This window comes from Allobosea robiniae (genome assembly GCF_900102525.1).
GTDB lineage: Bacteria > Pseudomonadota > Alphaproteobacteria > Rhizobiales > Beijerinckiaceae > Allobosea > Allobosea robiniae.
The window spans coordinates 178182-199587 of the sequence record NZ_FNBZ01000006.1; the positions used below are offsets into that span (position 1 = coordinate 178182).

General features: G+C 64.0%; 19 protein-coding genes. 3 read left to right on the plus strand and 16 right to left on the minus strand.

The window, feature by feature from the left end:
- Positions 1-9 precede the first annotated feature (9 nt).
- The 11 genes from cysW to BLQ70_RS17640 form a co-directional block, all read right to left on the minus strand.
- Positions 10-897 carry a sulfate ABC transporter permease subunit CysW gene (gene cysW / locus BLQ70_RS17590; RefSeq protein WP_091859213.1) on the minus strand — a complete coding sequence of 296 codons (888 nt, stop codon included), beginning with the start codon at positions 895-897 and terminating at the stop codon, positions 10-12.
- Positions 890-1786: a sulfate ABC transporter permease subunit CysT gene (cysT, locus tag BLQ70_RS17595; RefSeq protein ID WP_091859216.1), complete on the minus strand. Its 897-nt coding sequence runs from the start codon at positions 1784-1786 to the stop codon at positions 890-892. The genes cysW and cysT overlap by 8 nt, the downstream gene beginning before the upstream one ends.
- 10 nt (positions 1787-1796) lie before the next feature.
- Positions 1797-2837 (minus strand): sulfate ABC transporter substrate-binding protein, encoded by a 1041-nt coding sequence (locus BLQ70_RS17600; RefSeq protein ID WP_091859219.1) that lies wholly within the window; start codon positions 2835-2837, stop codon positions 1797-1799.
- A gap of 191 nt (positions 2838-3028) precedes the next feature.
- Positions 3029-4486 carry a siroheme synthase CysG gene (cysG, locus tag BLQ70_RS17605; RefSeq protein ID WP_091859222.1) on the minus strand — a complete coding sequence of 486 codons (1458 nt, stop codon included), beginning with the start codon at positions 4484-4486 and terminating at the stop codon, positions 3029-3031.
- Positions 4483-4734, minus strand: coding sequence for a hypothetical protein (locus BLQ70_RS17610; RefSeq protein ID WP_091859225.1), 252 nt, complete (start codon positions 4732-4734; stop codon positions 4483-4485). Before BLQ70_RS17610 ends, cysG begins: the two co-directional genes overlap by 4 nt.
- Positions 4735-4737: 3 nt before the next feature.
- Positions 4738-5262 (minus strand): DUF934 domain-containing protein, encoded by a 525-nt coding sequence (locus tag BLQ70_RS17615; protein ID WP_244512067.1) that lies wholly within the window; start codon positions 5260-5262, stop codon positions 4738-4740.
- Positions 5249-6919 carry a nitrite/sulfite reductase gene (locus tag BLQ70_RS17620; RefSeq protein WP_091859230.1) on the minus strand — a complete coding sequence of 557 codons (1671 nt, stop codon included), beginning with the start codon at positions 6917-6919 and terminating at the stop codon, positions 5249-5251. Before BLQ70_RS17620 ends, BLQ70_RS17615 begins: the two co-directional genes overlap by 14 nt.
- 2 nt (positions 6920-6921) lie before the next feature.
- Positions 6922-7278: a DUF2849 domain-containing protein gene (locus BLQ70_RS17625; RefSeq protein ID WP_091859233.1), complete on the minus strand. Its 357-nt coding sequence runs from the start codon at positions 7276-7278 to the stop codon at positions 6922-6924.
- Positions 7278-7592 carry a 2Fe-2S iron-sulfur cluster-binding protein gene (locus tag BLQ70_RS17630; RefSeq protein ID WP_244492842.1) on the minus strand — a complete coding sequence of 105 codons (315 nt, stop codon included), beginning with the start codon at positions 7590-7592 and terminating at the stop codon, positions 7278-7280. The genes BLQ70_RS17625 and BLQ70_RS17630 overlap by 1 nt, the downstream gene beginning before the upstream one ends.
- A gap of 217 nt (positions 7593-7809) precedes the next feature.
- Entirely contained in the window at positions 7810-8784 is a 975-nt protein-coding gene (locus BLQ70_RS17635) for a Gfo/Idh/MocA family protein (protein ID WP_091859237.1), read from the minus strand.
- Between the two features lie 80 nt (positions 8785-8864).
- On the minus strand, positions 8865-10184 hold the full coding sequence (locus BLQ70_RS17640) for an O-antigen ligase family protein (protein ID WP_139163579.1): 1320 nt from the start codon (positions 10182-10184) through the stop codon (positions 8865-8867).
- Positions 10185-10352: 168 nt separating this feature from the next.
- Here BLQ70_RS17640 and BLQ70_RS17645 point away from each other — a divergent pair, with 168 nt between their 5' ends.
- Complete coding sequence (locus tag BLQ70_RS17645) at positions 10353-11393, plus strand: zinc-dependent alcohol dehydrogenase family protein (protein ID WP_091859242.1); 1041 nt, start codon at positions 10353-10355, stop codon at positions 11391-11393.
- Positions 11394-11428: 35 nt separating this feature from the next.
- Here the strand turns inward: BLQ70_RS17645 and BLQ70_RS17650 are convergent, their stop codons facing one another.
- The 3 genes from BLQ70_RS17650 to uvrA form a co-directional block, all read right to left on the minus strand.
- On the minus strand, positions 11429-11755 hold the full coding sequence (locus BLQ70_RS17650) for a hypothetical protein (protein ID WP_091859245.1): 327 nt from the start codon (positions 11753-11755) through the stop codon (positions 11429-11431).
- Between the two features lie 501 nt (positions 11756-12256).
- On the minus strand, positions 12257-14977 hold the full coding sequence (locus BLQ70_RS17655) for an HD domain-containing protein (RefSeq protein ID WP_091859249.1): 2721 nt from the start codon (positions 14975-14977) through the stop codon (positions 12257-12259).
- A 118-nt stretch (positions 14978-15095) separates the two neighbouring features.
- The gene (gene uvrA / locus BLQ70_RS17660) at positions 15096-18068 is read right to left on the minus strand and encodes an excinuclease ABC subunit UvrA (RefSeq protein WP_091859252.1); all 2973 of its coding nucleotides are present in this window, start codon (positions 18066-18068) and stop codon (positions 15096-15098) included.
- 210 nt (positions 18069-18278) lie between these two features.
- Between uvrA and BLQ70_RS17665 the strand changes: the two genes are divergently transcribed.
- Positions 18279-18947: a GntR family transcriptional regulator gene (locus BLQ70_RS17665; RefSeq protein WP_091859255.1), complete on the plus strand. Its 669-nt coding sequence runs from the start codon at positions 18279-18281 to the stop codon at positions 18945-18947.
- 129 nt (positions 18948-19076) lie between these two features.
- Complete coding sequence (locus BLQ70_RS17670) at positions 19077-19643, plus strand: biotin transporter BioY (RefSeq protein ID WP_091859257.1); 567 nt, start codon at positions 19077-19079, stop codon at positions 19641-19643.
- A 574-nt stretch (positions 19644-20217) separates the two neighbouring features.
- On the opposite strand, the gene BLQ70_RS17675 is transcribed toward BLQ70_RS17670, so the two are convergent.
- Both BLQ70_RS17675 and BLQ70_RS17680 read right to left on the minus strand, forming a co-directional pair.
- The gene (locus BLQ70_RS17675) at positions 20218-20544 is read right to left on the minus strand and encodes a hypothetical protein (RefSeq protein WP_061967985.1); all 327 of its coding nucleotides are present in this window, start codon (positions 20542-20544) and stop codon (positions 20218-20220) included.
- A gap of 87 nt (positions 20545-20631) precedes the next feature.
- A complete protein-coding gene (locus BLQ70_RS17680) occupies positions 20632-21216 on the minus strand; it encodes a L,D-transpeptidase (RefSeq protein ID WP_244512068.1) in 585 nt (194 codons plus the stop codon).
- Between the last annotated feature and the right edge of the window lie 190 nt (positions 21217-21406).

Consider the following 21406-nt stretch of genomic DNA (forward strand, 5'->3'; position numbering starts at 1 on the left):
GTCTGTGGGTCAGTGACGGCCGCTGGCGGCGATCGCATCGCCGTAGCGCCATTCCAGCAGGGTCTTGAGCACGAGGGTGACCAGCGCCAGCCCCGCCAGCAGCGAGGCCACCGCGAAGGCGGCCGCGCCCATGTATTCGTTGTAGAGAATCTCGATATGCAGCGGCATGGTGTTGGTCAGGCCGCGGATCTTGCCCGAGACCACCGCGACCGCGCCGAATTCGCCCATCGCGCGGGCGTTGCAGAGCAGGACGCCGTAGAACAGGCTCCATTTCACGTTTGGCAGCGTCACCGCGAAGAAGACCCGCCAGGGCGAGGCGCCGAGCGTCAGCGCGGCCTCCTCGTCGGCCGAGCCGAGCGACTGCATATGCGGGATCAGTTCGCGCGCCACGAAGGGGAAGGTGACGAAGACCGTCGCCAGAATCAGGCCGGGCAGGGCGAAGACGATCTTGAGGTCGTTGGCCTGGAGCCACGGCCCAAAATAGCCCTGCGCGCCGAAGAGCAGCACGAAGACGAGGCCCGAGATCACCGGCGAGACCGAGAAGGGCAGGTCGATCAGGCTGATCAGCAGGTCCTTGCCACGGAATTCGAACTTGGCGATGGCCCAGGCGGCGGCGATTCCGACGATGATGTTGAACGGCACGGCGATCGCAGCGACCAGCAAGGTCAACCGGATCGCCGCCAGTGCATCCGGCTCGGTGATCGCGGCGCGATAGGCCTCCCAGCCCTTGGCGGCAGCCTCGACGAAGACCGTGACCAGAGGCAGCAGCAGGAAGAGCAGCAGGAAGGCGAGCGAGATCGCGATCAGCGCGACTTGCACGACGGGGCTCTCGCTGCGCGCCCGGCTGGCGCTGCGAGGCGGCGTGGCCGCAGCGGAGGGCAGGGTCGCGTCAGACATCACCGAACCTCCGGCGGGCGCGGGCCTGGATCAGGTTGCCGGCGAGGATCAGCGCAAAGGAGATCAGCAACATCATCGTCGCGACCACGGCCGCGCCGGCATAGTCGAACTGCTCGAGCCGGATCACGATCAGGAGCGGCGCGATCTCCGAGAGCATCGGCACATTGCCGGCGATGAAGATCACCGAGCCGTATTCGCCGACCGCCCGCGCGAAGGCGAGCACGAAGCCGGTCATCAGCGCCGGCAGGACCTGCGGCAGGATCACCCGGAAGATCGTCCGGAAGCGGCTGGCGCCGAGCAGCGCGGCGGCCTCCTCGACATCGCTCTGCAATTCCTCCAGCACCGGCTGCACGGTCCGCACCACGAAGGGCAGGCCGATGAAGATCAGCGCCACCATCACGCCGAGAGGCGTATAGGCGACCTTGCCGTCGAAGCCGAAGGAGAGATCGGTGAAGGGGATGGTCAGTTTGAAGGCGAGCGGCGCCAGCAGCGAGCCGACCCAGCCATTCGGGGCATAGATCGCGGCGAGCGAGATGCCGGCGACGGCCGTCGGCAGGGCGAAAGGCAGGTCGACCGCCGCATCGATCAGGCGCCGGCCGGGAAATTCGTAGCGCACCAGAACCCAGGCCAGGATCAGCCCGAACACGGCGTTGACGAGCGCAGCGAACAAGGCGGCGGTGAAGGAGAGCTTGAGCGCGGCGAGCGTCCGCGGTGAGGTCGCCACCGCCCAGATATCGGCGGGGCCGGCGCTGGCGGCCTTGAGGAACAGCGCCGCCAGCGGGATCAGCACGATCAGCGACAACGCCGTCACGGTAATGCCGAGCGCCAGACCGAAGCCGGGCAGGATGCTCGGCTCGCGCCAGCGGAAGGTCGTCGTCGCCGCCGTCATGGACAGGTCCTCAGCGGGCCGGCTTGTATAGCTGGTCGAAGGTGCCGCCATCGCCGAAATGGGTCGGCTGCGCCTTCTTCCACCCGCCGAACACGTCGTCGATCGTCACCAGCTCGACTTTCGGGAAATTGGCGATGTCCTTGGCGTCGGCGGCTTCCGGGTTGCGCGGGCGATAGAAGTTCCGGGCGATGATCGCCTGCGCCTTCGGGGTGTAGAGGAATTCGAGATAGGCCTGCGCCTGTTCGCGGGTCTTCTTGGCATCGACATTGCCATCGACCAGCGCGACCGGCGGCTCGGCCAGGATCGACGGGCTGGGCACGACGATGTCGAACTTGTCGGTGCCGAACTCCTTCAGGGCGAGGAAGGCCTCGTTCTCCCAGGACAGGAAGACGTCGCCGATGCCGCGCTGGGTGAAGGTTGTGGTCGCGCCGCGCGCGCCGGTGTCGAGCACCGGGACATTGGCGAGCAGCTTGCCGATATAGTCGCGGATCTTCGCGTCGTCCTTGTTGAAGGCCTTCTCGGCATAGGCCCAGGCGGCGAGGTAGTTCCAGCGCGCCCCGCCCGAGGTCTTCGGGTTCGGCGTGATGATCTGGACACCCGGTTTCACGAGGTCGCCCCAGTCCTTGATCGCCTTCGGGTTGCCCTTGCGGACGAGGAAGACGATTGTCGAGGTATAGGGCGAGGAATTGTGCGGCAGGCGCTTCTGCCAGTCGAGCGGCAGCTTCTTCGAGCGCTCGGCCACGGCGTCGATATCGCCGGCCAGCGCCAGCGTCACGACATCGGCATTGAGCCCGTCGATCACGGTGCGGGCCTGCGCGCCGGAGCCGCCATGCGACTGGCGGATCGTCGCGATCTTCTTGTCGGGATGCTTCGCGTTCCATTCGGCGAGGAAGGCCGCGTTGATGTCGCGATAGAGCTCGCGGGTCGGGTCGTAGGAAACGTTGAGGAGCTCGGTCTGGGCGCGCGCTCCGGCGACGACGCCGAAGCACAGGCTGAAGGCTCCCAGTACCAGTCCGGCCCGAAGGAGGCGGCTATAAGCAGGTCGCGTCATGTCAGGGCTCCGTTGGTTCGCGGCGAGGTTTGAAGAAGCCTCGATCCGTTCTGAATAACAAACGAAACGTACTGAGTTATCGGCTATGCCTCAATGACCTGGCGCAAACAGCGCCTTCCAAATTGCGGCACCGGAGGAGAAAACGCATCTCCGGCGATCGCGTTCCACCCGGCAACGAAACCGGATCCCCGTCAGGCGCGGCGGCGATCTTCCGCCGGATTCGCGGCGGACAGGGCTGGCCCGAAGGCATGGCCGAGCAGGACGAGAACGGGCCCATTCGCCGGCAATTCGCCGAGCCGCTCCGGCAGGTCGACGATGGTCGCGGCGACGCGCTTCTCGTCCGGCCGCGTGGCGGCCAGCACGGCGACGGCCGGCGTCTGCGGGTCGAGCCCGGCGGCAATGGCACGCTCGCGGAAGCCGGGCAGGGTCGCGCGGGCCATGTAGATCACGGTCGAGGCGGCGGGGTCGGCCATGGCGCGCCAGTCGAGATCATCCGGCAGTTCGCCCTTGCGCGAATGGCCGGTTACGAATTGCAGGCGCCGCGCATGGTCGCGATGGGTCAGCGACAGGCCGAGCGAGGCGGCCGCACCCTGCGCGGCCGAGATGCCGGGCACGATCGCTACGGGCACGCCAGCCGCCTGGCAGGCTTCGATCTCCTCGCCGGCACGGCCGAAAATGCCGGGATCGCCGCCTTTGAGGCGCACGACATGCTTACCCTGCGTAGCCAGCGAGACGATCAGCGCGTTGATGTCGCCTTGCTTCACCGAGGGGCCATAGCCGGTCTTGCCGACCAGCATGCGCTTGGCCTCGCGCCGTGCCAGCTCCAGCACGCCGGGCGAGACCAGATCGTCATAGAGGATGATGTCGGCGCTCTGCAGGGCGCGGATCGCCTTCAGCGTCAGCAGTTCCGGATCACCCGGACCAGCGCCGACCAGCGTGACGCGGCCCTTGCCGTCATGATTGGCCTCGATCAGGGAGAGCTTCGCGAAAAGCTCGGCCTCGTCATCGAGGTTCGGCGTGCGTTCCGGTTCGGCCATGGCCTTGCCGGCGAAAAGCTCCCAGAAGCTGCGTCGCAGCGCGAAGGGTAGTTCGCGCGCCTGCACCGCCGGGCGCCAATCGGCGGCAGCCTGCGCCCAGTTCTTCAGCCCGGGCGGCAGCAAGGCCTCGATCTTGGTCCGGATTGCCTGCCCGAATACCGGCGCCGCGCCATCGGTCGAGACCGCGACGATCAGGGGCGAACGGTTGACCAGCGCGCCGAAGGCGAAATCGCAATGCTCGGGCTTGTCGACGATATTGACCGGCACGCCGGCCTGCCGCGCCGCTGCGACGAAGGCGCGGACCGCATCGGCATCGTCGAGATCGGCCACGGCGATGGCTGCATCGGTGAGATCGTCGGCCTGCCAGGCCCGACCATGCACATGAACGCGTCCGCCAACCTCGCTCCGCACCAAGCCGGCGAACAGTGCCTCCTCGCCATCGGCGAAGACGTGAAGTTCCGCTCCCGTCGCCGCCAGCAGCTCCGCCTTCCACAACGCGCCCTCGGTCCCGCCGGCGAGCACGACCTTGCGCCCATCCAGCTTATGGAAGAGCGGCAGCGTCGCCAGCGGCTCGATGCGGGCCGCTGTGGATTCGGGCTGTCTGTCGGTCATCGGGTGGTCGCCACGGCCTTTGCGTCTGCCGCACTGCGCTCGTTGCCCGCCGGTGGCGTCAGCAGCCACAGCGCGGCCAGTGTCAGGATGATAAGGCGAAAGCAAAGATCGAACCAGCGCCTGCGTGCTCCGCTTGCAGGCTGGAGCAGCAGCTGCGTCTCGAACACGGCATCAGGATCACTCTCGTCGATGCTCGCAGCGGTGCGGGAGCGCTCGATGGAACCCTGTGTCGCGGTCGAGATCGTCATACCTCACTCCGCTGCGATGGGCGCTGCGGCTCTCGCCGCCCGGCGCTGGTCGAGGACGTTGCGGCCGCTTTCGCTATAGCCGCGCTGGTAGGTGGCGCTGAACGTGTCCCGGGCGCGCAGCCATTGCGGCACAGGCTGGCGCGCGGCACTCGCCTCGGGCAATTCGATGGTGTCGAAGCCGCAGGAGAGGGCATAGGCGAACTGGTCGGCGATCAGCGGGCCGCTGGCGCGAATCTCGCCCGCAAAGCCGGCGCGCCGGATCTGGCGAGCGAGGCTGAAGCCGCGCCCGTCGGAATAGGCGGGAAAGGCGATGGCGACGAGCGCCAGCCGCGGCAGGAAGGGTTCGAGCGCGGAGAAGGGTACGGAATTGGGCAGGATCACGCCGATCACCTGCTCGGGCTCCTGCGCGTCGAGCGCCGCGGCGAGAACCTCCCAAGGCACGATCGCCGCCGGGATATTGCCGATCGCCGCGCCTTCGCTGCGGGTCCAGCGGTCCTCGGCACTTCCGTTCCGGTCAAGCAGCGGCACGGGTGGTCTCCTGGAAAGCGGCCTTGAAGGGGCTGAGCCCGATGCGGCGGACATTGTCGATGAAGCTCTCGCCCTCGCTGCGCGCGGCGAGGTAGACGGAAACGATCCGCTCGATCGCGTCCGGTACCTCCTCGGCAGCGAGGCCAGGCCCGAGAATCTCGCCGATCGCCGCATTCTCGGTGGCATCGCCGCCGAGCGTGATCTGGTAGGATTCGATGCCGCGCTTCTCCAGGCCGAGAATGCCGATATGGCCGACATGGTGATGGCCGCAGGCATTGATGCAGCCGGAGATCTTGATGCCGAGCGGCCCGATCTCGCGCTGGCGCGCCTCGTCGGCGAAGCGGCTCTGGATCGCCTGTGCGATCGGGATCGAGCGCGCCGTCGCCAGCGCGCAATAATCGAGGCCGGGGCAGGAGATGATGTCGGTGACAAGTCCGATATTGGCGCTTGCCAGTCCGGCTTCGCCCAGTTGCTGCCAGATGGCGAAGAGGTCGCGCTGGCGCACATGCGGCAGCACGAGGTTCTGCGCGTGGGTGACGCGCAATTCGTCGAAGGAATAGCGTTCGGCGAGATCGGCGACGCGACGCATCTGCTCGCTGGTCGCATCGCCCGGCGCCTGGCCGATCGGCTTCAGCGAGATCGTCAGCGCGGTATAGCCGGGCACCTTGTGCGGGACCGTGTTGACCTCGACCCAGCGGGCGAAGGCCGGATTGCTCGCCTTCGCCGCTTCCAGCGTGTTGCTGACGGCCGGCAGCGCTTCGTAGCGCGGCGGCGCGAAATAGGCGGCGATGCGCGCGACCTCTTCCGGATCCGCATTGATCGAAGGGCCGTCGAGCTGAGCGAACTCGGCCTCGACACGGCGTGTGAATTCCTCGGCGCCGATCTCGTGGACGAGGATCTTGACGCGCGCCTTGTACTTGTTGTCGCGCCGACCCTCGAGATTATAGACCCGCATGATCGCCTCGAGATAGGCGAGCAGGTCCTTCTTCGGCAGATAGTCGCGCACCACCTTGCCGATCATCGGCGTGCGGCCGAGCCCGCCGCCGACGCTGATCTCGTAGCAGGTCTCATGCGTGTCGGGATGGCGGCGCAGGCGCAGGCCGATGTCATGGGCCTTGATCACCGCCCGGTCGGCCTCGGCGCCCGTCACCGCGATCTTGAACTTGCGCGGCAGATAGCTGAATTCGGGATGGGCCGAAGACCATTGCCGGATCAGCTCGGCGGTCGGGCGCGGATCCTCGATCTCGTCCTGCGCGACGCCGGCGAAATGGTCGGCCGTGACATTGCGGATGCAGTTCCCGGAGGTCTGGATGCAGTGCATCTCGACATCGGCGAGCAGCCCGAGGATTTCAGGCACGTCGCGCAGCTTCGGCCAGTTGAACTGCAGGTTCTGCCGCGTGGTGAAATGGCCGTAGCCGCGGTCATACTTCTCGCCGATGAGGGCGAGCTGGCGCAATTGCCGCGAATTCAGCGTGCCATAGGGCACGGCGATGCGCAGCATATAGGCGTGGAGTTGGAGATAGACGCCGTTCTTCAGCCGGAGCGGCTTGAACTCGTCCTCGGTCAGAGAGCCGTCTAGCCGGCGCGCCACCTGGTCGGTGAACTGCGCCACCCGCTCCCGGACAAAACGCTCGTCGAATTCGTCGTAACGATACATGGTCAGCCCTTCGGCGCGGCGACGATGCCTTCACCGGCCTGCTTGCCGAGATCGGGACGATTGCTGGGGCCGAGCGTCTTGAAGCGCTCGCGGAAATGGCGGGGAACCGGGCTGCCGCTCTCGATGGCGACATCGACGAGATAGGCGTCGACCACCTTGTTGCCGCGCAGCTCGGCGGCGGCGAAGGCTTCGAGCCGGTCAGCCGCGGCATCATCGGCTGCGACGAGGGCAAGTGCAGGATCACGCGTCCAGGCCAGCGGGCCGGCACCATCGACGAAGGCGAAGACGACATCGCCGTCGAGCAGGTCGTTGGCGAGGAGAATTGCCGGCAAGGGAACGCGTTTAGCAGCAGCAGCCATCACGCAGCCTCCGCCAGTGTCAGCGTCAACCCGTCGAGATCATCAGCCCAGATGATCTGGCAGGAGAGGCGGGAGGTCGCCTCGATCAGCGGCAATTCGTCGAGCGCATCGATTTCCTCGTTGCGCGGCTCGGGCAGCTTCTCGGCCCATTCCTGGGCGACGATGACATGGCAGGTGCCGCAATCGCAGGAGCCGCCGCAGACGCCCTCGATGCCGACCTTGTAGTCGCGCAGGATCTCCATGACCCGCCAGCCTTCCACGGCTTCCAGTTCATGGCTCCGGCCCTGTCGATCGATGACGTTCAGAACTGCCACGATAACGCCCATCCCCGTTCGGTCTTTCGAACAGGAGTTTTACGCTATCGGCAGGGTATGGCTCAATTCACATCAGGTAGGCGGTTTTTTCGAATTATCCTGACGGCAGAGTAGAATTATCCCAGGAAGCGGCTTTTCGGCGGATCTGCCGCAAATTTGTGCCATTCGGGCAACTTCGCGCGCCACGCAGCGAGGCCGCCCGAATGCAGACCGTATGTCAGGCGCTTTTCAGGATCGGCTCGACGATGTCCTGCACATCGAACGCTTCGCTGAGGGTCGCGAGATGGTGCGGTTCGCCACGGGTCAGCTTCGCCACGCCTTCGAGCTGCCGGCGCAGGGCCAGCGGGCGCGCCTCGTTCTGGGAGAGCGCTTCCGGATCGGGCTCCCAACTGCCGTCGGCAAGACGACGCTCGGCGCGCGACCAGTCGCAGAGCCGGACAGCGCCCTTATCCCCCTCCAGCGTCCAGACGTTATGGTCGTCCTTGGTGGTCGTGCCGACGCCGCCGGTGAGGCTGACGGGCAGGGCGCCCGCGGTCAGCGTCGCCTCGATCCGGCGCTCGCTCTTGCCGGATTCGGGGTAGGCGGCCTTGGCGGAAAGGTTGGTGAAGGGGCCGGCGATGCGGCGGGTCAGGAACAGGAAATGCGAGACGACCTCGCGGGTGAAGCCGCCCTGCGCCGTACGGTCGAGCCAGCCGGCCGCATCGACCTGCCAGGAGCGCGGCCAGGTCGCGAAGGCGACCTCGATCGAGACGCGTTGGAGAGTGCCGACCGCGCCCGAGTCGATCCATTCCCGCAAACGGGCAACGGCCGGGGAGGAGGCAAAGGGAAAGTTCACAGCGCCGCGCGCGCCGGCCTCGGCGACGAAGGTGCGAGCATCCTCGACATCGACCGCCAGCGGCTTCTCGCAGAACACTGCCTTGCCGGCGGCGAGCGCCGCACGGGCATGACCGAGATGGGAGGAGGGCGGCGAAGCGATATAGACGCAGTCGCTTGCAGCGATCAGGGCAGCCGCATCCGGCTGCTGCGCCACCGCTGGCAATGCAGCCCCGATCCGCTCCATCGCCTCGGCCGAGGGGTCCCAGATGCCGGAGACGCGAAGCGCACTCGCCGGCTGGTCGAGCGCGGCGCGCAGCATGCGCTCGCCCATGATGCCGGCGCCGATCAGGCCAAGGGAAATGGGGTTTGCAGTCATATGCGTCTCGCTCGCCGGATCTTCGGGCCGGCTGCTGTTTCCCCGGACAAGGCCCGCTTGTCCAGCGGTTTGGCGCCCGCTCAGGATTGCGGTGGCTTTGCCCGCATTCGCGCAGTCAGGCCGATACCCGTTACCGCCAGCGCGAACAGCACCCAGAGCGGATCGGCCCGGTTGAGCAGAAACGATTCCAGCATCCCGATATAGGTCATGAAGATCACGATCATGACGAAGAGATCGGCGAGCCGGCGGTTTGGCGCGATGCGGCAGGCGCGCAGATAATCGACGAGCGGCAGGCCCATCAGCACGAAGACCATCACGATGGCGCCGGGCACGCCGAAGGTCAGCGCGGCGTCGAGATAGCTGTCATGGCCGGAGCCGATGCCGCGCACGTCCCAGCTCGCCTCGTAATTCTCCTCGAGGCCGGTGACGGCCGGCGTCTGCCAGAAACTGGCATAGCCGTAGCCGGACCAGGGTCGCTCGGCGATGCGTTGCAGGGCGAATTTCCAGATCTCGTCGCGCCCGGTGAAGGTCGGGTCCGAAATCAGCGCCTTCAGGATGCCGTTGAGCGCAGGCGACATCACCGAGCCGACCGTCAGCGCCGCGATCAGCCCGACCAGTACGAGATGGGCGAATATCGCCAGCCCCGGCCGCCCGGTCACGCGCCCCATTGCCACCACGCCGATGGCGAGCGGCAGGAAGCCCAGCGTCGTCTTGGAGCCGCTGTTGAGTACGAACAGGACGCCGAGCGCGACGATAATGGTTCCGCGCCAGCGCAGGCCACAGCGCCAGCCATAGATCCCGATCATCGCGACGATCGAGAAGACTGGCGCGGCGAAGTTCTTGTGCGAGAGATGCCCGCGCCAGTCGCCGGCATGCACGCCCTCCGCGCCTTCCGAACCGTGGATGACAAGCTGCGGCGCCACCATCAGCATCGCGTAGACCAGCAGCAGCAGCACGAGGCAGGCATTGACCGCGGCCACGGCGAAACCGTGCTCGTCATCGGGCAGGACGAGGATGCCGGCGACGACGATCATCACGATCGCGGTCAGCAGCAAGCCGCGCAGCGAGCCGGTCGGATCGAAGGATTGCAGCGCCGACAGTGCCGCGATGCCGAAGACGACAGCCCAGCGGCTGAAGCCCAGCCGCGCCAGCACGTCCCGCTGCGTCAGGCCGAGCATCGCCGCGAGAAAGACCAGCCCGAGCCCGAAATAGCCGATCTGGTTGACGATATTGCCGGTCGATTCGCCCGGCGCCGTCGGTTCCGGCGGTCCGGCGAAGGGCTGCAGCGACAGCATCAGGATGAACAGCCCGCAGCCGGCGAGGATGCCGCTGAACGCGCCGGTCCCGGCCGCGGAACGGTGGCTGTCGCTGATCGTCGAGCCCTGGACGCTGTCGCTCATGGATGTTTCGCGGCCGTCTTCGGAAAGCCCGCCGACGCGGCGGGCCGAGCGCGAACGCACCATAGGCACGGAATCTTAAGGGCGTCTCACCGCCGCAGGGCGTCACGGTTGACGCTTCCCGCAGCGCTGCCGCATGACACGGACCTCGACTGAAGGAGTGCCCGCCCCATGAAAGCCGTCGTCTACGAAGCCTTCGGGCAGGCCCCCGAACTGCGCATCCTGCCGGACCCGATCCCGGAGCCGCACAGCGTCATCATCAAGGTCGAGGCGACGGGTCTCTGCCGCAGCGACTGGCATGGCTGGGTCGGCCATGATCCCGATATCCGCCTGCCGCATGTGCCGGGCCATGAGCTGGCCGGCGTCATCGCCGCGGTCGGCCGCAGCGTCGTGCGCTTCCGCGAGGGCGACCGCGTCACCGTGCCCTTCGTCTCGGGCTGCGGCTCCTGCCCGCAATGCCATTCCGGCAACCAGCAGGTCTGCGACGACCAGTTCCAACCCGGCTTCACCCATTGGGGTTCGTTCGCCGAGTACGTCCGCATCGACCGGGCCGATTTCAACCTCGTGCGCCTCCCCGAGGAGATCGATTTCGCCACGGCCGCCAGCCTCGGCTGCCGCTTCGTGACCTCGTTCCGCGCCGTGGTCGACCAGGGCAAGGTCTCGGGCGGGCAATGGGTCGCCGTTCACGGCTGCGGCGGCGTCGGCCTCTCGGCGATCATGATCGCCAATGCGCTGGGCGCGAACGTCGTCGCGGTCGACATCTCCGACGACAAATTAAAGCTCGCCCGCGAGGTCGGCGCCGCGGTGACGATCAACGCCAAGACCCAGCCCAATGTCGTCGCCGCCGTGCGCGACGCGACCGGCGGCGGCGCCCATGTCTCGCTCGATGCGCTCGGCCACCCGCAGACCTGCTTCAACTCGGTGGCGAACCTGCGCAAGCGCGGCAAGCATATCCAGGTCGGACTGCTGCTGGCGGAGCAGGCGACGCCGCCGATCCCGATGGCGCAGGTCATCGCCCACGAGCTCGAAATCCTCGGCAGCCACGGCATGCAGGCGCATCGCTATGGCGCGATGCTCGACATGATCAGCGCCGGCAAGCTCACCCCGCAGCAGCTCGTCGGCCGCCGCATCGACCTCGCCGAATCGATCCCCGCCCTGATGGCGATGGACCGCTTCGAGGGCATGGGCGTGACGATCATCGACCGGTTCTGAGGGGGGCCGCCGCTCAGGCGCCCCTCAGCCGCGCCTTATTCGCCGTGTCGGGCGCTCTCCTCGGCGACGCGGGCCTCGGCCTGCGCGATCGCCGCGTCGGGGTCGAGCCCGTTGGCGCGGTTCTCCATGGCGTAGGCGAATGACCTGCGGGTCTCGTCCGGCATGGCCCGCAGGACGGCGAGGAAGCAGGCGCCGCGCGCATCCTGGCAGGCGCGCATCCGCTTGCAGGTCCTGTTCGGGCAAACGCGGAAGATTTCGAGCTGGTCGGTCAGCCGGCGAAACAGGGCGGACCGCGCCCTCTGGCAGCTCTCGAAATCGGTGATCGGCGGGATGGCGGCGGGGGTGTTCTGGCGTTTCGGCATGGCGGGTCTCCCTGGGGTCAGGCACGCAGGATCGTCCGCCCGCGCGGATGCGCGGCGGGAGGGGTGGCTAGACAGGGCTGGCGGAGCGCCGCGAGGCGCGAGGAAAATCCGCAACCGTTGAGCCAGGCTGCGGCGCGGCGGGATTGAGCCACCCGTCGCACGCCCCGTGGCGCTCCGCCTCCGGCGATTTTTGGCTCCGGGCCGCGCTTATCGGGCCTCAGCGGTTCAGGAGGGGCGGGTTTCGACGCCAGTGTCCCTCACGGGAGCGTCGCGTCGTCGCCATACCCATCGTCAACGGCCGGCCGTTCCCAGCGAGCTCCTCGCACAGGGACCGTAGTGTCCCCAGGGCGGTTCCCGAAGCCTCCCGGGGGCAGGGCGTAACCCCCGCCCGCAGGCGCCGACCCTCACCCAACCTCCAGCATACCTCCGGACGGCCGCCCCGTTTGGGTGATGGGCGAGGGCAGGATAGGGCGGGTCAGGAGGGGCGGGGATAAACGAACATCAGTCCGTCAAGGAAATTTCGATTGATATTCCCCAAGATGAAATTGAATCACCGGTCTTCAAATTTCGATCCAGTAATCTACCCCTTCCACCATCAGGGCCCGTATAATTTCCTAAGAAGAAGTCGCGAGGCCCTAATATATCAAATACATAGCCATATTCTTTTAATGACTCTATCAATATCGAAAACAATGTATTTGGATTGCTTTCGATAGATAAGTCTTTTGATATCCTGCAGTAAATATTGTTAAGGCTGTGATTGCCTGTTATTATTCCATCGAATTTCAAATCACCAATATCAGATAAACTAATACCATGCCGGGCTGAATTCGAGGATATTTCATAAAATTTTCGACTCAGCGGGTCTCGATCAATCGGCAAAAGCAGATTGATTCGTCTATCAATTGATTTGATATAATGTCGAATGTTTAAAATATCTTCGTTTACGCGCATTAGAGCATCCGAAGAGACGTCAACATCAATCGTGCTAGCCGCGGCGACAGCGGCTAGACGTTCTTCATTGCTCAGTTCGTGTTCAAAAACCAATCGAAGTTGCTGTGAAGCCCATTCTTGAAGCTCAGCTTTTGAAGCAACACGATAGCCGCCCTGCCTAGCAGCGGTGCCTGGGTGGCACGCGACAATTCCTTTGATCAGCCCATCGGCTCGGTTGAATACGGATAAGCCGCCAACATGGATCCACCCTCGATCCTCTTTAACATCGATGATCCCTCGTGAGTGGAGGCTTCCGTCGTTACTAGAGATTATTCTTATTAGCGGTATTTCGCTATCCGACAATTTCCGGCGCTGATCTCTTTTATCAATCATAATATTATTGTAACGGTCAGCAAACTCAGTGTTGCTGCTCAAAAATATATCTGTATTATTTATAGTTTTAGGAGCCGAAGATCCGATTTTTAGCCTACACTCTACTCCTAGTGCAAAAACCAGCCTTGAAAATGTTAACTCAAAATTGCTCCAGAAAACACTTTTGCTTTGATCGTCTTCGTCAAAAACTGACGAGGATTGCTGTGAAACATATTGAATCCAAGTCGGCCGGCTTATATTAAGCTCAACCGACGTGACGCGATCGCCGACATAATTGGTGTCAAGCTTTTCGTCAAAATCGCGCAATTCAGCTCTGCTTCTGACGCCTTGCTGAAAGTGGAGCGTTTTGGCGCATTTGACGCCATCTTCCCACGTGCGCGACGTGACAGACACTTGGTCTGCGATCATAAACACTGAATAAAATCCTATACCAAACTGACCGGTCGGCCTAAAATTAGTGTTGGTTGATAGCCCCGGATAGGTAAATGGTAATCGGGGGCTAGTCCATAAAGACTCTCCAAAATTAAGTAGTGTTCCGTGCATTATTTCAGGGGGCATCCCAATGCCGTTGTCGGAAATGACGATTTTGCAAGGACTAAATAAATCAGATTTTTCATCTATGAGAATGTCGATTTCAATAATACCTTTGTAAACAGTATTTGTTCCCAGGTGTTCTCTCGCTCTAATCGCGTCGGCGGCGTTTTGGATTAACTCTCTTGCGGGAGCAATAAGATCGTTTCCGTAAAGCGCCCATCCGCCAAGCTTTTCAATCAATGAGACCGGGTTGCCGATGCGAACAGCGGTATCAACCGGCAACCAGCCGGTCACTTTAATAAATTGCTTCAACCTCTCCGGATCATTTGCGCCCTCAGCATTGATCGCAGCGAAACGTTTTAGATCGTGATGACTTTGTCGCTGAATCCTGACTCTGATTTCTTTGTCGCAGTCACGTAGTTCCCGGTCTGCGACTGATACTGAATCAAACGCTGTCCACCATGACGACATGTTGTCTCGGTTGAATGCTATTTTCGACTCAAACAGGAGTGCCCCGTTCCGCAGCAGGCCAGGCTTCAATCGAGCCTGAAAGTCCCAATGATCCAGCGAGACGCCGCTTGGCTGAAGTAGAATAAATGGCATAATTCGCGCGCGCCGTTCGTCGATAGCGCACGCATCGCTGCAACGCAGTATGCAGGCTAACTTAAAGGCGTCTATCGTCCACCATGAAAAGGCGGCGGGTGGTGTAAGTGGGTCTCCAAACCGATCTGATAACTTTTTAAATGTCCAGTGATGACTAGCCGCGATAAGGCCAATAATATCCCCGCAATCTAGATACAAATCTAAATCATCTATAAGGTTATAATCAAAATTTACAAGTGGGTGCCTGAATTTAAGCTCAAGCAATCGTTCGGCTCTTAATGCATGCAGTTCACGCAACGTCTCAAAGAGAGTTTGCTTTTCTATATTCGTGTCAGAGTATTCCGTAGAATCTGGCCGATTCTTATCTCGATCTTGAGATCTTCGCTTGTATGATAGAATATCTTTATAGAGCGAGCATTCTCGTATTGCAGTCAATCCGCCCGGATACGCAGCGGCAGTTAAGCCGGCGTCATGAATTAAAAACGCAGCACCTAACACAAATCCTTCAAGAGGATTTATGGAGTAATTGTCGCCACATATTTGATCCGCAACTGACCAAAGCTGGTGGCAGTGGCTGATATCGTGTATCGTGAGGCCGTGGCAATCTTGAGGTATATTCTCAATTAATGGCTTTACGCGAGATTCGAGTCTTTGATATGCTTCAATTAATCTTTCTATAGCAGCTTTTTGGTATGGAGTTTGAGCATTATCGGTATTAAATGCTGCTTGCCACAGTCTACTTTCTCGATACTCGTACATCCAATCCACCGTCAGCGGGTTCGAATCAACGGCAAGAATTATGACGTCATAAATTCGAGCTGCACAGTCACTGCGGTGGTGCAGAAGCCGAACTAGCGGCCGCGATGCCCATCGCCTCTCACTCCGCCGCCTGCCTCGCTACCGTCTTGCCCTTCTTGATCGGCCGCCGCTCCAGCACTTCCTTCAAAAACCGCGCGGTGTGGCCTTTGCCGATGCGGACGATGTCCTCCGGCGTGCCTTCGGCCACCACCTGGCCGCCGCCGTCGCCGCCTTCCGGGCCCATGTCGATCACCCAGTCGGCGGTCTTCACCACCTCGAGATTGTGCTCGATCACCACCACCGAATTGCCCTGGTCGACCAGCTCGTGCAGCACCTCCATGAGCTTGGCGACGTCGTGGAAATGCAGGCCGGTCGTCGGCTCGTCGAGGATGTAGAGCGTGCGGCCGGTGGCGCGCTTCGACAGCTCCTTGGAGAGCTTGACGCGCTGCGCCTCGCCGCCCGAGAGCGTCGTCGCCTGCTGGCCGACCTTGACATAGTCGAGGCCGACCCGCGCCAGCGTCTCCATCTTGTCGCGGATCGAGGGCACCGCCTTGAACAGGCCCTTCGCCTCCTCGACCGACATGTCGAGCACGTCGGCGATCGACTTGTCGCGGTATTTCACTTCCAGCGTCTCGCGGTCGTAGCGCTTGCCCTTGCAGACGTCGCAGGTGACGTAGACATCCGGCAGGAAGTGCATCTCGATCTTGATGAGGCCGTCGCCCTGGCAGGCCTCGCAGCGGCCGCCCTTGACGTTGAACGAGAAGCGCCCGGCCTGATAGCCGCGCGCCTTCGCCTCCGGCAGGCCGGCGAACCATTCGCGGATCGGCGTGAAGGCGCCGGTATAGGTCGCCGGGTTCGAGCGCGGCGTACGGCCGATCGGCGACTGGTCGATGTCGATGACCTTGTCGAGATGCTCGATGCCCTCGATGCGGTCATGCGGGGCCGGGTGGTCGATCGAGCCGTTCAGCTTGCGCGCCACCGCCTTGTAGAGCGTGTCGATCACCAGCGTCGACTTGCCGCCGCCGGAAACGCCGGTGATGCAGGTGAACATCCCCAGCGGGATCTCGACATCGACATTGCGCAGGTTGTTGCCGCGCGCGCCGACGATCTTGAGGCTGCGGCCGCTCGTGACCTTGCGGCGCTTGGCCGGCACCGCGACCGACATCTCGCCGGTGAGGTATTTGCCGGTGAGCGAATTGGGATCGTCGAGAATGTCCTGCGGCGTGCCCTTGGCGACGATCTCGCCGCCATGGATGCCGGCGCCGGGGCCGACATCGACGACATAGTCGGCCGTCAGGATCGCGTCCTCGTCATGCTCGACCACGATCACGGTGTTGCCGAGGTCGCGCAGGCGGCGCAGCGTGCCGAGCAGGCGCTCGTTGTCGCGCTGGTGCAGGCCGATCGAGGGCTCGTCCAGCACATAGAGCACGCCGGTCAGGCCTGAGCCGATCTGCGAGGCCAATCGGATGCGCTGGCTCTCGCCGCCGGAGAGCGTACCGGAGGCGCGGGCGAGGGTGAGGTATTCCAGGCCGACATCGAGCAGGAAGGTCAGGCGATCGCGGATTTCCTTGAGGATGCGCGGGGCGATCTCGTTCTGCTTCTTCGAAAGCCTAGCGGGCAGGGCGGTGACCCAGTCCAGCGCGTCCTTGACCGAGAGCTTCGAGACCTCGCCGATATGGCGCATGTCAATCTTCACCGCCAGCGCCTCGGGCTTCAGGCGATAGCCGTTGCAGGCGGCGCAGGGCGTCTCGGACATGAAGCGGCCGATCTCCTCGCGCGCCCAGTCCGACTCCGTCTCCTTCCAGCGCCGCTCCATATTGGTGATGACGCCCTCAAAGGGCTTCTTCACCTCGTAGCTGCGCAGGCCGTCGTTATAGGCCATGCGCACGGCTTCCGTGCCCGTGCCGAATAGGATCGCCTTCTGCGCGCTCTCCGGCAGCTCCGACCAGGGTTTTGTCATCGAGAAGCCGAAATGCTTCGCAAGCGATTCCAGCGTCTGGCCGTAATAGGGCGAGGTCGACTTGGCCCAGGGCGCGATCGCGCCCTTCTTCAACGTCAGCGAATGGTCCGGCACGATCATGTCCGGATCGATCCGCATCTCGTGGCCGAGGCCGTCGCAGACCGGGCAGGCGCCGAACGGGTTGTTGAACGAGAACAGCCGCGGCTCGATCTCGGGAATGGTGAAGCCGGAGACCGGGCAGGCGAATTTTGAGGAGAAGGTGACGCGCTTGGCCTCGCCGTTCTCCTCCTTCTCGTCGGCATATTCGAAGACGGCGATGCCGTCGGTCAGCTCCAGCGCCTGCTCCAGCGAGTCGGCGAGACGCGCGCCGAGATCGGGCCGGATCACGATGCGGTCCACCACGACGTCGATGTCGTGCTTGAACTTCTTGTCCAGCGCCGGGGCGTCCGGGATCTCGTAGAACTCGCCATTGACCTTGACGCGCTGGAAGCCGCGCTTCAGCCAGTCGGCCATCTCCTTCCTGAACTCGCCCTTGCGGCCGCGCACCACTGGCGCAAGCAGGTACCCGCGCGTCTTCTCCGGCAGCTCGACCATGCGGTCGACCATCTGCTGCACGGTCTGGCTCTCGATCGGCAGGCCGGTCGCGGGCGAATAGGGGATGCCGACGCGCGCCCAGAGCAGGCGCATGTAGTCGTGGATCTCGGTGACCGTGCCGACGGTCGAGCGCGGGTTCTTCGAGGTCGTCTTCTGCTCGATCGAGATCGCCGGCGAGAGCCCGTCGATCTGGTCGACATCGGGCTTCTGCATCATCTCGAGGAACTGGCGGGCATAGGCCGAGAGCGACTCGACATAGCGGCGCTGGCCTTCCGCATAGATCGTGTCGAAGGCGAGCGAGGACTTGCCCGAGCCGGAGAGGCCGGTGAACACCACGAGCTTGTCTCTGGGAATGGCGAGATCGACATTCTTGAGGTTGTGCTCGCGCGCGCCGCGCACAGTGATGGCGCGGCTGTTCGGATCGGCCGCACGGTTGCGGTCGAACATGTCTTCCAGCGCAGCAGCCTGGGCAGCGGCGGATTCGGTCTTGCGGGCCATCGGGGCGTCCGTTGCGGTGAAGCGCTAGATGTAGGGCAAATGCCGGGCCTTTCCAGCCTCGCGGCGATCTGCCCGGCATGAATAGCACGCAGCCGTCCCGGCTGCTGCCGTCTTCCTGACAGGAAACGTCAGGATCGGCGAGGCTCTCATGTGGGGATCATCGCACCGATCGCAATCGACTTCGGGGCGCAGTCGAATTATCTATAAATCATGACGAAGCCTGCCGAAGACACCATCGCCGTCCGCATCGCCAAAGTTTTGGCCGAGCGGATCATCGCCGGAACGATCGAGCCCGGCTCGCGCCTCAGGCAGGATCATATCGCCGCGGAATTCGAGACCAGCCATGTCCCGGTGCGCGAGGCTTTTCGCCGGCTGGAGGCGCAGGGGCTGGCGATCAGCGAGCCGCGCCGCGGCGTCCGCGTCGCTTCCTTCGACCTGTCGGAGGTGAAGGAGGTCGCGGCGATGCGGGCCGCGCTGGAGGTGCTGGCACTGCGCCATGCCGCGCCGCATCTCACCGCCGCCATCCTCGACAAGGCCGAACAGGCGCGACGCGATTGCGACGCCGCCACCGATGTCCGGGCCTGGGAGGAGGCGAATCGCCGCTTTCATCGCATCCTGGTCGCGCCCTGCGGCATGAAGCGGCTGCTTGCGACGATCGACGATCTCCATGCCGCGAGCGCGCGCTTCCTGTTCTCGGCCTGGCGCTCGGAATGGGAATCCCGGACCGACCATGACCACCGCGCGATCCTGAGCGCGCTCCGCAACGGCGATCTGGAAACCGCGATCGCGACGCTGGCGCGGCATGCCCAATGGATCGGCGAGCGCCCGGTCCGCACCGCCTCCGGTGCGACGCGAGAGGCCTTCGCCATCGTCGGCTGAGCATAGTCCTTCCCCGGCGTGGGAGGTTTCGCACGAAAGGCGCGCTTGCCTTTTCCGGCGAGATATGGACTTCCTCATAGATCAAAGATCAAAATTATAGATAATCTTGATCGCGACCAAGGAGTGACCATGACCGATCTTGCCCTCAGCCGCCCGTTCAGCCCGCTGCGGCTGGAAAGCCGCTCGCTCGCCTGGCAGGCCGGCGCCGTGATCGTCGGCAGCCTGCTGCTGGCGCTGTCCTCGCAGATCAAGGTGCCGATGTATCCGGTGCCGATGACGATGCAGACCTTCGCGGTGACGCTGATCGGCGCGCTCTATGGCTGGCGCCTCGGCGCGGTCACCGTCATCGCCTGGCTGGCGCAGGGTGCGATGGGCCTGCCGGTCTTCGCCGGTGCGGTCGGCGGCGCGGCCTATTTCGCCGGCCCGACCGGCGGCTACCTGCTGGCCTTCCCCTTCGCTGCGGCGCTGACCGGCTGGCTGGCACAGCGCGGCTGGAACGGCAGCCGCGTCGGCCTCGCCTTCGCCGCGATGCTCGCCGGCAACGCGCTCTGCCTGGTGATCGGCGTCGCCTGGCTCGGCACCCTGATCGGCCTGTCCAAGGCGATTGCGCTCGGCGCGACGCCCTTCATCCTCGGCGCCATCCTGAAATCGGCGCTGGCCGCCGCCGCGCTCAAGGCCTTTGCGCCGCGCGGTTGACGCGATCTGACACTCTCGCAGCAGCGACCCGGCAGGCTTCGGCCTGTCGGGTTTTTATTGGTCGCCGGGATGCGGAGCTCTCGACGCCGCGGATCGGCGTCAGGAGGCCGAGGCGATTCTCAGCGAACGCCGCTCCCGAACATATCCGTCTGATGGGCAGGCGCACCGATGCCTGGCTGCGTATAGGCCGGCCCATCGGCTCGCGCTCTGGGAACGGAATCTTGTGTGACGCAGCCGGTTGGCACGAGAAGGATGAAGATCAAGGCGACATATCGCTTCAACACGGCTGGCTTCCTCGCTGCATTCCGGAATCGGTGCGAGAGGCAGCTTCGGACAGCTCCGCTTTCGCCTTCCGTTATTCGCATGACATTGAAGCTGGAAACCGTCCCCGGGACAATCCGCGGCATCAGGTTGACGTGCAGGGTTTCGGTCGCTCGACAAGATGCCAAACGTCATCCCGTCGGGTTTTCACGTCTGCCTGGACCGGTCGCCGACATTCGGTGGCGTCAGGCAGGCCCACGCAACAGAAAAGAGCGACGGTTGCCCGTCGCTCTCAGAGTTACCACCAAACAGATTACCACCAGTCGGGAGGCGGCGGGGCATAACGCGGCGGCCCCCAGCCCGGTCCACGACCGTAGCCGTAACCGTAACCCGGAGGCGGGCCGTAGCCGCGCGGCGGGCCGTAGCCCCGACCATAACCATAGCCGCGACCGTAGCGTTGCTGGCGCATGGTCTCTTCGATGATCATGTGCCGCCGCTCGGCTGCAGCCGACCATGAATACGCGACCGTCGCCTTGTCGAGACGCTGGGCGAGCTCCCTCGGCACGGCCTCGGAGGCCATGGCTGGCACGGCCAGCCCGCTGCCGAGTGCAATCGCAGTGAAGATCAACAGCTTGCGCATGGCAAACTCCTTTCGACGCTGATCAGATCACGCGGCGCCTCAACAGAACATGAACCGATCCGTTGGCTGCCGTTCAGGTGGCCGACGTCACGCAGGCAGCACCGTCACGGGAGTGCCGGGCGCCACGCGCGCATAGAGATGGGCGATGTCCTGGTTGATCATCCGGATGCAGCCCGACGAAACGTTCGTACCCACCGTATAGGGCTCGAACGTGCCATGGATTCGATAGCCGAGGTCTCGTCCCTCGCCGAACAGATACAGGGTCCGTGCGCCCAGCGGGCTTTTCGATCCACCGCGCACGCCGAGTCCGCGCGGTGTCATCTCGAGCTGGGATCGGATCGAGGGGTCACGCTCGATCATTTCCGGAGGCGGGACCCAGTCGGCCCAGTCCCGCTTCATGTTGATGCGGGCCGCACCGGACCAGCCGAAGCCCTCGCGCCCGACGCCGACGCCGTAACGCGTCGCGACGCGCGGGGTTTCGACGAAGTAGAGGTGATAGCCGGCGGGATCGACCACGATCGAGCCGGGCTTATCGTCGCGCGGAAACGCGACGGTCTGGCGGAGATAGCGGGTATCGATCCGCTGGTAGTCGATGGCGGCGATCGGAAATTTCTCGCCGGGATACTCGGCATAGACCGCGGCATAGTTCGGCTGGGCGAGCGTGCGCGTCACCAGGCCTCTCGGGCTTTGGCCGACGTCGATCTCGGGCAGCGCGACGATGCTTCGCGATCCGCATCCGGCCAGGCCTGCGGCTGCGAAGGAGAGGGCGGGAAACGTAAACGATCGGCGGGTCAGCATCGGGTATCTCTCGGACAAGGCTGAGGAGATACATCGGCTTGGATGGTTACCGTTGGGTGAACCT

Excerpts from the sequence above, each read along its gene's own strand:
- BLQ70_RS17625 (WP_091859233.1), bottom strand. The coding sequence starts at position 7,278 with ATGGCTGCTGCTGCTAAACGCGTTCCCTTGCCGGCAATTCTCCTCGCC.
- cysW (WP_091859213.1), bottom strand. The coding sequence starts at position 897 with ATGTCTGACGCGACCCTGCCCTCCGCTGCGGCCACGCCGCCTCGCAGC.
- BLQ70_RS17645 (WP_091859242.1), top strand. The coding sequence starts at position 10,353 with ATGAAAGCCGTCGTCTACGAAGCCTTCGGGCAGGCCCCCGAACTGCGC.
- BLQ70_RS17670 (WP_091859257.1), top strand. The coding sequence starts at position 19,077 with ATGACCGATCTTGCCCTCAGCCGCCCGTTCAGCCCGCTGCGGCTGGAA.
- cysT (WP_091859216.1), bottom strand. The coding sequence starts at position 1,786 with ATGACGGCGGCGACGACGACCTTCCGCTGGCGCGAGCCGAGCATCCTG.
- BLQ70_RS17635 (WP_091859237.1), bottom strand. The coding sequence starts at position 8,784 with ATGACTGCAAACCCCATTTCCCTTGGCCTGATCGGCGCCGGCATCATG.
- BLQ70_RS17610 (WP_091859225.1), bottom strand. The coding sequence starts at position 4,734 with ATGACGATCTCGACCGCGACACAGGGTTCCATCGAGCGCTCCCGCACC.
- BLQ70_RS17600 (WP_091859219.1), bottom strand. The coding sequence starts at position 2,837 with ATGACGCGACCTGCTTATAGCCGCCTCCTTCGGGCCGGACTGGTACTG.
- BLQ70_RS17675 (WP_061967985.1), bottom strand. The coding sequence starts at position 20,544 with ATGCGCAAGCTGTTGATCTTCACTGCGATTGCACTCGGCAGCGGGCTG.
- BLQ70_RS17665 (WP_091859255.1), top strand. The coding sequence starts at position 18,279 with ATGACGAAGCCTGCCGAAGACACCATCGCCGTCCGCATCGCCAAAGTT.
- BLQ70_RS17640 (WP_139163579.1), bottom strand. The coding sequence starts at position 10,184 with ATGAGCGACAGCGTCCAGGGCTCGACGATCAGCGACAGCCACCGTTCC.
- uvrA (WP_091859252.1), bottom strand. The coding sequence starts at position 18,068 with ATGGCCCGCAAGACCGAATCCGCCGCTGCCCAGGCTGCTGCGCTGGAA.
- BLQ70_RS17620 (WP_091859230.1), bottom strand. The coding sequence starts at position 6,919 with ATGTATCGTTACGACGAATTCGACGAGCGTTTTGTCCGGGAGCGGGTG.
- BLQ70_RS17650 (WP_091859245.1), bottom strand. The coding sequence starts at position 11,755 with ATGCCGAAACGCCAGAACACCCCCGCCGCCATCCCGCCGATCACCGAT.
- cysG (WP_091859222.1), bottom strand. The coding sequence starts at position 4,486 with ATGACCGACAGACAGCCCGAATCCACAGCGGCCCGCATCGAGCCGCTG.
- BLQ70_RS17655 (WP_091859249.1), bottom strand. The coding sequence starts at position 14,977 with ATGTACGAGTATCGAGAAAGTAGACTGTGGCAAGCAGCATTTAATACC.